At 66.7% G+C, this 9,302-nt stretch carries 8 protein-coding genes and 1 pseudogene; 3 read left to right on the top strand and 6 right to left on the bottom strand.

Annotation, left to right across the window (positions count from 1 at the left end):
• Positions 1 to 1,099 (top strand): annotated as a pseudogene (locus AC2VOP_RS18370) (hypothetical protein); the annotation flags it as partial.
• Here AC2VOP_RS18370 and AC2VOP_RS18365 read toward each other — a convergent pair.
• The gene (locus AC2VOP_RS18365; protein ID WP_486962290.1) at positions 1,096 to 1,926 is read right to left on the bottom strand and encodes an SDR family NAD(P)-dependent oxidoreductase; all 831 of its coding nucleotides are present in this window, start codon (positions 1,924 to 1,926) and stop codon (positions 1,096 to 1,098) included. The pseudogene AC2VOP_RS18370 and the gene AC2VOP_RS18365 sit on opposite strands and share 4 nt — an antisense overlap.
• Before the next feature lie 22 nt (positions 1,927 to 1,948).
• Between AC2VOP_RS18365 and AC2VOP_RS18360 the strand changes: the two genes are divergently transcribed.
• Positions 1,949 to 2,734, top strand: a complete 786-nt coding sequence (locus AC2VOP_RS18360) for an alpha/beta hydrolase (RefSeq protein WP_486962289.1) — start codon at positions 1,949 to 1,951, stop codon at positions 2,732 to 2,734.
• A 10-nt stretch (positions 2,735 to 2,744) separates the two neighbouring features.
• On the opposite strand, the gene AC2VOP_RS18355 is transcribed toward AC2VOP_RS18360, so the two are convergent.
• The 3 genes from AC2VOP_RS18355 to AC2VOP_RS18345 form a co-directional block, all read right to left on the bottom strand.
• A complete protein-coding gene (locus tag AC2VOP_RS18355; RefSeq protein ID WP_486962288.1) occupies positions 2,745 to 4,046 on the bottom strand; it encodes a cytochrome P450 in 1,302 nt (433 codons plus the stop codon).
• A 32-nt stretch (positions 4,047 to 4,078) separates the two neighbouring features.
• Entirely contained in the window at positions 4,079 to 4,870 is a 792-nt protein-coding gene (locus AC2VOP_RS18350) for a phthiotriol/phenolphthiotriol dimycocerosates methyltransferase (RefSeq protein WP_486962292.1), read from the bottom strand.
• A gap of 102 nt (positions 4,871 to 4,972) precedes the next feature.
• A complete protein-coding gene (locus tag AC2VOP_RS18345; RefSeq protein WP_486962291.1) occupies positions 4,973 to 6,058 on the bottom strand; it encodes an AurF N-oxygenase family protein in 1,086 nt (361 codons plus the stop codon).
• 303 nt (positions 6,059 to 6,361) lie between these two features.
• Here AC2VOP_RS18345 and AC2VOP_RS18340 point away from each other — a divergent pair, with 303 nt between their 5' ends.
• A complete protein-coding gene (locus AC2VOP_RS18340) occupies positions 6,362 to 7,849 on the top strand; it encodes a flavin-containing monooxygenase (RefSeq protein WP_486962287.1) in 1,488 nt (495 codons plus the stop codon).
• Between the two features lie 7 nt (positions 7,850 to 7,856).
• Here the strand turns inward: AC2VOP_RS18340 and AC2VOP_RS18335 are convergent, their stop codons facing one another.
• Together AC2VOP_RS18335 and AC2VOP_RS18330 are read right to left on the bottom strand one after the other, a co-directional pair.
• Positions 7,857 to 8,666 (bottom strand): phthiotriol/phenolphthiotriol dimycocerosates methyltransferase, encoded by an 810-nt coding sequence (locus AC2VOP_RS18335; RefSeq protein WP_486962286.1) that lies wholly within the window; start codon positions 8,664 to 8,666, stop codon positions 7,857 to 7,859.
• 31 nt (positions 8,667 to 8,697) lie between these two features.
• A partial coding sequence (locus AC2VOP_RS18330) for a cytochrome P450 (RefSeq protein ID WP_486962285.1) occupies positions 8,698 to 9,302 on the bottom strand: 605 nt, incomplete at its 5' end.

Genomic DNA, 9,302 nt, shown 5'->3' with positions numbered 1-9,302 from the left:
AATAGACCCCGGCGACCCGGGGCACTACATGGCGGTGGTGAACTTTTTGCTGCCCAACCCGGCGCTCTCCGGAATGGACAGCTCCCATTACGATTTCGACGCGGGCTTCGGCCAGCAGCTGTGGGGGCTGGTGGCGGCCGAACTCCCGATCAGCGCCGAGTGCGCCGCGCTTTCCTGCACGCCCATGGTGCCGACCAGCCCGATCACCGGCTCGACGGGGATCGACCAGACGATCTGGTCGGTGTTGATCTGGACCGGCCAGGAACACCTTCCGATCCTCGCCAGCTGGTTCAAAGTGCCGCTCTCCGACGTCACCGGCGGTAACGGATACACGTTCGGGCCCGACTATCCCGGCTACACCGACCCGAGCGGCCCCGCCTTCAGCATGTACGGAGACACCTTCGAGGGCACCCACGAGCTCCACGGCCAGAACCTCATGCCGTTCGCCGGCCTCACTTACCATCTTGACCCACTTGCGCCCCTGGAAAATTTCGGGAGCCAGCTGGTGGCTGCGCCCTCTACCGCCGGCGTCCTGGGCACCGGCTTGCTGCTGCCCAGCATCACCGATCTGGGCAGGAATCTCCAAGCTCTCGCCGCGGCGACAGTCATGGCTTTCGATCCCGTCACCCCGGGAAGCCCGTTCTGTCCGCTGGACTGCAGTTACCTGCCGACGTCGCTGAACTACCCGGCGCTCGTCAACGACATCGGCGCCCTGTGGCCGGGCAATCCCATCATCGACGACTGGCTGACCCATCTGCAGGACGGCACGGCCAACGTGCCCACCGAGCTCGAGATCGAGACCTCCATCCGGATCCTGCAACAAGGGCCCTGGGACTTCGGCAACCCGAGCCCCCCCAACGCCTGGAGTCCGTCCTGGTGGCCCGAGATCGACGACCTGCCGCCGGCGTTCCACCAACTCTGGGCGGACATCGGCACCGGCCTCGACATCCCCAACGACCCCTACCACGGGACCGGCGACTTCGGTCTGGCAGAGTTCCTGCCGGCGCTCCACCAGGCCGAATCATGGTTCGGCCTTGGGCCGTTGGCATCGTCGGCAGCGGCCGAGGCAGTCGATCCAGCGTGGCTGGCGGGTCTTTAACCGCGCAGGCCCCCCGTCAGCAGCCGCTCCCACATCCGGTCGGTCAGCAGCGCGCGGGCCAGCACCGAGGCCTTGCCGGACGCCCCGACGATGTAGCGGGGCTTGGGATTTTTGGCCCGGATCACCCGGACGACCGTACGGGCCACCGTGTCGGCGTCGACCATCATGCCGGGGATCGTGGTCAGCCCGCGGGTGGTTTCGGCGTAGCGGCGCTTGAACTCGCGGTACGGGTCGTCGGCGGGGTAGTCGTGCACCGCGTCGAATTGGGACGTGACGAACTTGGTGCGCACCCCGGTGGGGTCGACCAGCACGACGCGGACACCGAATTGGGCCACTTCGGCCCGCAGGGCCAGCGAAAGCGCCTCCACGCCATACTTGACGATGTGGTAGGCCCCAGCACCCGGACTGGTGAACCGTCCACCGGTGCTGCCGATGGTGACGATCGTGCCCGCCCGGCGAGCCCGCATGCTGGGCAACACCAGTTGCGACAAATGAAGCGTGGCAACCACATTCGTCTCGAACAGCTTGCGCAGATCGCTCAGCGCCACCTGCTCGAGTGGACGGGGCATCGGGTATCCGGCACTGTTGACCAGCACGTCCACCCCGCCATGCTCGGCGCGGATCTCCTCGACAAGTTGGGCCGTCGCCACCTCGTCGGTGACATCCAGCGCTCGGGCCTGCAGGCCCCGCGACCGCAGGGCGTCCAGGGCATCGGGATTGCGGCCGGCCGCGAACACCCGATAACCCCGGTCGGCCAACCGCTGCGCGGTGGCCTCGCCGATACCGCTGGTCGCACCGGTGACCAGGGCGGTCGGCTGGGTCGTCACCGAACCAGCGTAACGAGTTGTGATGCTTGAGGTGATCGACCGGGGGAGCGTCACCGCCACCCACCCGGTGCCGCTGCTATTCGTGCACGGCGCCTGGCACGCGGCGTGGTGCTGGGACGAGCATTTCCTGCCTTTCTTCGCCGACAAGGGTTATCGCGCTCTGGCGGTGAGCTTTCGCGGCCACGGCAACAGCGGAGTCGACAAGCCGCTGCGGTTCTGCTCGGTTGCCGACTACATCACCGACGTGCACTCGGTCGCCGGACCGTTGCCCACGCCGCCGGTGCTCGTCGGTCACTCCATGGGCGGCCTCATCGTGCAGAAGTATCTGGAGTCGCACGACGCACCCGCCGGTGTGCTGCTGACATCCATGCCGCCACAGGGAAATCTCGGGTCGGCGGTGCGCTGGATACGGCGGCACCCTTGGCATTTCGCCAAAATGGCCGTCACCGGCAAGGCGCTGCCATACATCAGCACGCCGCGGCTGGCCCGGGAGCGGTTCTTCTGTGCGCACACGCCGGAAGCCGACGTGCTGGCCTACGCGGCGCGGCTGCAGGAGGACAGTGCGCGCATCGGGATCGACTGCGGGCTGCTGCGGCTGCCCCGGCCGAAGCGGGTGCGGGCGCCGCTGCTGGTGCTCGGCGCCGACGACGACGGTGCGCACACCCGAAAAGAAGTTCTGGCGACGGCGCGCGCCTACCGCACCGAGGCGGAGTTCTTCCCCGACATGGGACACAACATGATGCTGGAGCCGGGGTGGGCCGCCGTCGCCGAACGCATCCACGGCTGGCTTTGCGCACGCGGGTTGTAGGGCGCAACCGTCAGTTGGTGAGACTGAACTTCACCGGCAAGCGCGCCAGGCCACGCATCGTCGGGTTAGGCAAGTAGTGGTAGTCGCCGTCGAGGTGAATGGCGTCGACGCGCGGCAGCAGTTGCGTCAGAACACGACTCACTTCCATGCGGCTCAGGTGAGTGCCGAGGCAGTAATGCACGCCGCCGCCGAAAGCGACATGGTCGGACGATTTGCGGTCCAGGTCGAAGGTGTCGGGGTCGGCGTAGTGACGCGGGTCGCGGTTCGCCGCGGCGAACAGCAGCAGTACCCGCGCGCCGGCGGGGATGGTGTGGGCACCGACGGTGTAGGCGCGAGTGGCCGTTCGGTAGAAACCCTGCACGGGTGAGACCAGACGCAGTTGCTCGTCGACCGCGACCGGAATCAGCTCGGGGTTCGCCCGCAACCGGGCGTAGACCTCCGGTTGCTGCGCCAGCGTCAGGAACAGCCCCGACAGCAGATTCGCCGTCGTCTCGCTGCCGGCGCCGACCAGCATCGACGCGCTCCAGAACACTTCGGCATCGGAGAGCGCGTCGTCGCCTTCCGGGCCGGCCATCATCGAGATCAGGTCGTCACCGGGCGCGCGGCGGCGCTGCCTGATCAGCGGGTCGAGGTTGCGGTGCATGGCGATCGTGGCGCGGCCCGACCGCATGGTCAGCGCCAGCCCGCGCAGGGTCAACGGCGCGAAGGCACCCTCGACCGCTGCGTCGGACCACTCCAGGAAGCGGGTGTGGTCTTGCGCCGGTATGCCCAGCATCATCGCGATCAGCCGGTTCGGCAGCGGCTTGGCCAGGTCGGTCACCACGTCGGCTCGGCCGCGCGCCAGCATGTGGTCGATGAGTTCGTCGGCGACCTCGTTGATCGCCGCCTGCCACGCTGTCATCGCCCGCGGGGTGAACGCCCGGGAGACGAACTTGCGCAGCCGGGTGTGCGCCGGCGGGTCGGTGGAGTTCATCGTCGGCAGGTGAACGCGGAACCGGGCCTGGCTCTGCGCCGATGACAGGGCGTCGTCGTCGCGCAGCGCCTGCCACACGTCGTCGTAGCCGGGAATGATCCAGATGCCGCGTTTGCGGTTGTACCAGACGTTCGGCCCGGTCAGCAGGGTGCGATAGCCCGGGTACGGATCGCGCATCGCCGCCGCCGAGAACGGGTCGAAGTCGGTGAGTGGGGCGGTTTCTCTGCCGGTCAGCCGGACGAGGTGCGCGGCAGCCCGATCCCGGGCGACCCCGGTCAAGCCTGCTGCGCTGATCTTCAGCAGGCTGGCATGGAACCGGAGCGTGCTGGCGAGTGTCATGTGCGGACCAACTCCCTGGTGACGGCTGCCGCTCAATCCTTGGTCAGGCAGTACATCCGGTAGTCGATTTCGCCGCGTTCCAGGTCGCGATAGAACCAGGAGCCGTCCACCACGGCGAACTCCCGGCCGAAGCGGCGCGCGAAGGCCGGCAAGAAGCGGTTGATCAGCTCGTTGGACCGCGGCGAGTTCTCCCGCAGCCCGCGCAGCACCTGCTCGTTGATGACCCGCTCGGCGACGATCCGCATGCCCGAGTCCGCCAGCGCCGCCTCCCAGGCGCCGAAACCGTCACGGTTGCGGAAATCGGCATAGAGGAAGTGCCCGCCGGGCCGCAGCACCCGCGTCACTTCGTGCAGGAAACGCTCGAAATGGGGATAGATGTGCGAGGCCTCGACGTTGACCACCGCGTCGAAGGACCCGTCGTCGAAGGGCAGATCTTCGGCGTCGCCGTGCACGAAGTCCAGCCCGGGCAGCTGGTGCCGCTGTCGGCAGAAATCGATGCCGGCGGCGTTGAAGTCCAAGCCGGTGTAGGAGGCCGGCGCCAATGTGCGTACCAGATACGACGCACCGCCGCCGTGGCCGCAGCTGACTTCCAACACCTTTTTGCCGCTCAGGTCGACCTGGCTCGCGGTCTGGTGGTAGAGCTGAATGGAGTAGCGGTTCGCCTCGTCGGACTCGTCTAGTGGCAGGCCCATCGGCGGGTGTTCCTCGTAACCCCAGTTCAGGAAGACGACGTCGGCCTTCTGCCCGAGTCGGCGGGTCATCATCGGGTACCAGTGCCGGAAGATCTTCTTGTAGGTCGCGGTGGACCCGATGCGATAGACCAGGCCGACGCCGACCCTGTCGAGAGTTTCGGATCTTCTGGGGCTACGAACCACCCCGGAAGTATGGCACAGCGGCCTGACGCTGGCCTAACGCCGTTTGGCGCCCTAGATCAGGGTGCCGGCGTTCTGCGTCTCGGCCGGCGCGGCCGAATCGCTGTGCGGGAGCACGGTGGCTGGGCGTTGACCGTTGCCATCGTCACCCCGGTGTGCGCGCTGTGGTTCGTGGCGATACCGCGACGGGCGGCCGTCGATCCTGCAGATGCGCCACATCAAGCGTGCAGCGGGGTTCATCAATCCCACCTCGTGGCAGAGCGTCCGGATGTCGGCGAATACGTCACGCATCGCCTGCCGTGCGTCGGGCGACCCGAAGACGCTTCTGCGCACCGAGCGCGGGATGCCGAACTCGCGGAAGAACTTGCGCGGCGGCACCACCATGGTGCGGCCCAGAATCGCCATGATGATCGGCACGAACAGCGACAGCATCAACCGACTGGTCCACCACACCTGCGGGACACGTCTGCGCAGGATTTCGTCTCCGAACGCGATGTGGCGTGCCTCCTCGGCGACGTGGATCGCGATCACCTTCTTCACGGCCGGATGGGTCGGCGCGTCCTCGCGCAGCACCTCCGTCTGCACGTAGTCGAACGGCACCTCCCCGGCCAGCGCCGCGAAGAAGAACGCGTTCGGCACCAAGCCCGCCCACTGCGGGACCATCGGCGACAGCCAGCGCAGCCAGCGCGCCATGCCCGGCACGTCGACCCCGATCCGATTGATCAACTCCTGGAACATCAGGGTGTGGTTGCACTCCTCGATCGACTCGTGCACGCAGTAGCGGAATTCCGGCGACCCGTTGGGCAACCAGAACGCGTAGTGCATCAGGCCGCGGACCAGAATGTCCTCGAAGTGTATGGCGACCTTGGCCATGTTGGCGTGCCGCCACCTCCCCATCGCGATCTGCCGGTCCAGCGGTTGTGCCCGATACCACGGATGACGTCCGAGCGCATCGGTTGACCGCAACACCCAGCGCGGGTCGTCGGCGGTGACGGCGAATTCGGGCGCATCCCAGTCGACGTCGACGTAGGCATTGAAGTGGCGGCGCACCGACGCCTCGGAGAGCGTGCCAAGATGCGCGACGTACCAGGGGGCGCCGCTGACATCCATGCCGTGCTTCCACCGCTTGGCCAGCAGCATCCACCCCAGGCCAGCCACCAGCAGCAAAGCACTCACGAGGATGGTCGACATCTAGAGTCCTCCTGCTGGACTTACGTCTGCGCGTTGTAGGACACCGGCGCTAGGCCACTTTACCGGCTCAAAGACGTACACTACACAGAAGCGCCACAAAATCTAAACCTTTATCTTATTTTTATGGCTTCGTCGCCGTCTGCCCCGCCGTGCACGGCGGGGCAGACGGCCCCTAGCTAGCCCAGCCCCCTAGGCACCCCTTATGGCGCAGGTCCTTCGGGACATCAATGGGCAGGGTAACGTGTGGGAGTTATGGGAGGGCAGCAGTTCGACGCCGTCATCGTGGGCGCGGGTTTCGGTGGCATGGGCATGGCGATCGCGCTCAAGCGGCTGGGTTACGACAACATCGCGATCGTCGACCGCGAAGCCGACCTGGGCGGCACGTGGCATGTCAATCACTACCCGGGCCTGGCCGTCGACCAGCCGTCGCCGACGTTTTCCTACTGGTTCGAGCCGAACCCGTACTGGTCCCGAATGTACGCGCCCGGCAGCGAACTCAAGCGCTACGCCGAGCACGTCGCCGACAAATACGACGTGCGCCGCCACATGCGGTTCAACACCTGCGTGGAGGGCGCCCGCTGGGACGACGACGCCCGAGTTTGGCAGGTGGCGCTGGCCGGCGGCGAGACGCTCAGCGCGCAGTTCCTGATCGTCGCGACCGGTTTCCTCTCCCAGCCCCGCATCCCGGACATCCCCGGCATCGACACCTTCGCCGGGCGGGTGATCCACACCGCGGCCTGGGATGACGACTACTCGTCGGCGGGGCGTCGGGTGGCGGTGATCGGCACCGGTTCCACCGGGATCCAGGTGATCCCCGAACTGGCCAACCAAGCCGCCGAGCTGACCGTGTACCAGCGCACGCCGATCTGGGTGCTGCCCAAGATCGACCCGCCGTTCCCGCCCGCACTGCAACGGATCTTCGCCCGCTGGCCGCTGACGCAGCGCATGGTGCGCTGGTACACCGACGTCAGCCTGGAATTCATGATGGTCATCACGATGTGGAAGTACCGCCACTTCAGACTCGTCAACAGCGCCACAGCGCAACTGTCGAAAATCCATCGGCTGCTGTTGCTTCGCGATCGCAAGCTGTCGCGCCAGCTGGGCCCGGATTTCGACTTCGGCTGCAAGCGGCCGTCGATATCCAACACCTACTACCCGGCTTTCGCCAAACCGCATGTGCACCTGGAAACCAGTGGCATCGAGCGGATCGAGCCCGACGGCATCGTGGCGTGTGACGGTACCAAGCGGCTTGCCGACACCTTGGTACTGGCAACCGGATTCGACGTGTGGGATGCGAACCTGCCCGCCATCGAGGTGATCGGACGGGACGGCCGCAATCTCGGGAAGTGGTGGCGGGAAACCAGATTTCAGGCCTACCAGGGGATCTCGATGCCGATGTTTCCCAACTTCCTGAACATGGCCAGCCCCTTCGCATGGGTAGGCCTGTCGTGGTTCAACACCGTGGAATGCCAGATGCGCCACATCAATCGGCTCTTCGGTGAGCTGCAGCGGCGCGGCGCCCGCACCTTCGAGGTGACCGAAGACGCCAACGCGCGCTTCTTCGAGCGGATGACCAAGTTGCTCGACGATTCGGTGTTTCACCTCGGAAGCTGCGCGAACTCGAACTCGTACTGGTTCAACCAGCACACCGGGGAAGCAGTGCTGTTCCGGCCGACGTCGGTGCGCAGCGCGGTCAAAGAACAGGACCGGTTCCCGTTGAGCGACTACGCGATGGCGTGATAGGCGATCAGTCCTTTGTGAAGCAATACATCCGGTACTCGGCCGTCCCGCTGGCAAAGCCGCGGTAGAGCCCGGTTCCCGGCACACCGGCGAATCGGCGTCCCCAGGGCCGCATGAACGCCGGTAGCCGGTGGCCGATCAGGTCCAGGGAGCGTTGCGCATTGCGGTCCAGCGATCGCACCACCTCGGCGTTGACGACCCGGCCCGAAAGCTGCCGCAAGGGAGCATCGGCCAGCGCCGCCTCCCAGCCGGGGAACTCTCCGCGGCCGCGAAAGTCGGCATAGAGGAAATGCCCGCCCGGACGCAGCACCCGTGCGGCCTCGGCGAGGAAGCGGGAGAGTCGGGGATAGGCGTGCGAGGCTTCGACATTGACCACCGCGTCGAAAGATCCGTCGTCGAACGGCAGGTTCTCGGCGTCGCCGTGCACGAAGTCCAGCCCGGGCAGGTCATGGCGCTTGCGGCAGAAGGCGATGCCGTCCGGGTTGAAGTCCAGCCCGGTGTAAGAAGCCGGACGCAGGGTCCGGGTCAGGTACGCGGCCCCGCCGCCATGGCCGCAACTGACCTCCAATACCTGCTTGCCGCGCAGATCGGCCTGGGCCGCCACGGCGTGGTAGAGCTGGATGCAGTACCGGTTGGCTTCGTCGGACTCGGCCAGCGGCAAGCCCATCGGCGGATCTTCCTCGTAACCGTAGTTGAGGAAAACGAGGTCCGCAGTGTCGAGCCGGCGGGTCAGAAACGGATACCAGAAGTTGTTCGTGAAGCCCTTGAACAATCTGACGCCGATGTCGTAGACGCGGTTCGTACGGGGCGCGGGCATGCCGGGAAGTATGCCAGCAACAGCGTTGCGTTCAGCTGCGGTGGTCGGCGGCCGCAACGGAGTCACGATCGCCCGGCGCCGCGGCCGCTCGCCGGTAAACCACCGCACGGGCACCCCGGGACGGGGCGATCGCCACGCCGCGGTAGCGGCGCCGTTCCCCCGGGGCATCGGTCGGCTCGAACCGGAATTCGCGCAGCAGCGTGCGCAGGACGACGTCCATCTCCATGTTCGCGAACGCCGCTCCGGGACAACGGTGCACACCGCCGCCGAACGGCATCCACCGGAACGGTTTCGGGCCGGCGTCGAGGAATCGATCCGGCTCGAACGAGTCGGCGTCCGGGAAGTTCTCCTGCGACTCGTGCGCCAGCTGGAAATTGACCGTCACGTTGGTGCCGGCCGGCAGCACCCATTCGCCCAGGCGGATTCGCTGCTTCACGCGGCGAAACGACGCCTCGATGCTGGGCCGGGAGCGCTGTGCTTCGTAGATCGTCGCCTGACGCAGATCGGACCCGCCGGCATCCACCTCGTCGGTAAGCCGCTTCAGCACCTGCGGATGCCGGCGCAGCCGTTCCACGATCCAGGCCAATTGGTTTGCGGTCGTCTCATGGCCGGCGGAGACGAAGGTCAGCAGCTCGT

The sequence above is a fragment of the Mycobacterium sp. TH-M106 genome, assembly GCF_057473765.1.
The sequence above is the reverse complement of the archived record's forward strand: the minus strand, read 5'-3'. Positions and strand labels throughout refer to the sequence as shown.

What these genes read in the sequence shown, in the direction of transcription:
- AC2VOP_RS18360 (WP_486962289.1), top strand. Translation starts at nt 1,949, where the DNA reads ATGCTTGAGGTGATCGACCGGGGGAGCGTCACCGCCACCCACCCGGTG.
- AC2VOP_RS18340 (WP_486962287.1), top strand. Translation starts at nt 6,362, where the DNA reads ATGGGAGGGCAGCAGTTCGACGCCGTCATCGTGGGCGCGGGTTTCGGT.
- AC2VOP_RS18335 (WP_486962286.1), bottom strand. Translation starts at nt 8,666, where the DNA reads ATGCCCGCGCCCCGTACGAACCGCGTCTACGACATCGGCGTCAGATTG.
- AC2VOP_RS18355 (WP_486962288.1), bottom strand. Translation starts at nt 4,046, where the DNA reads ATGACACTCGCCAGCACGCTCCGGTTCCATGCCAGCCTGCTGAAGATC.
- AC2VOP_RS18345 (WP_486962291.1), bottom strand. Translation starts at nt 6,058, where the DNA reads ATGCTGCTGGCCAAGCGGTGGAAGCACGGCATGGATGTCAGCGGCGCC.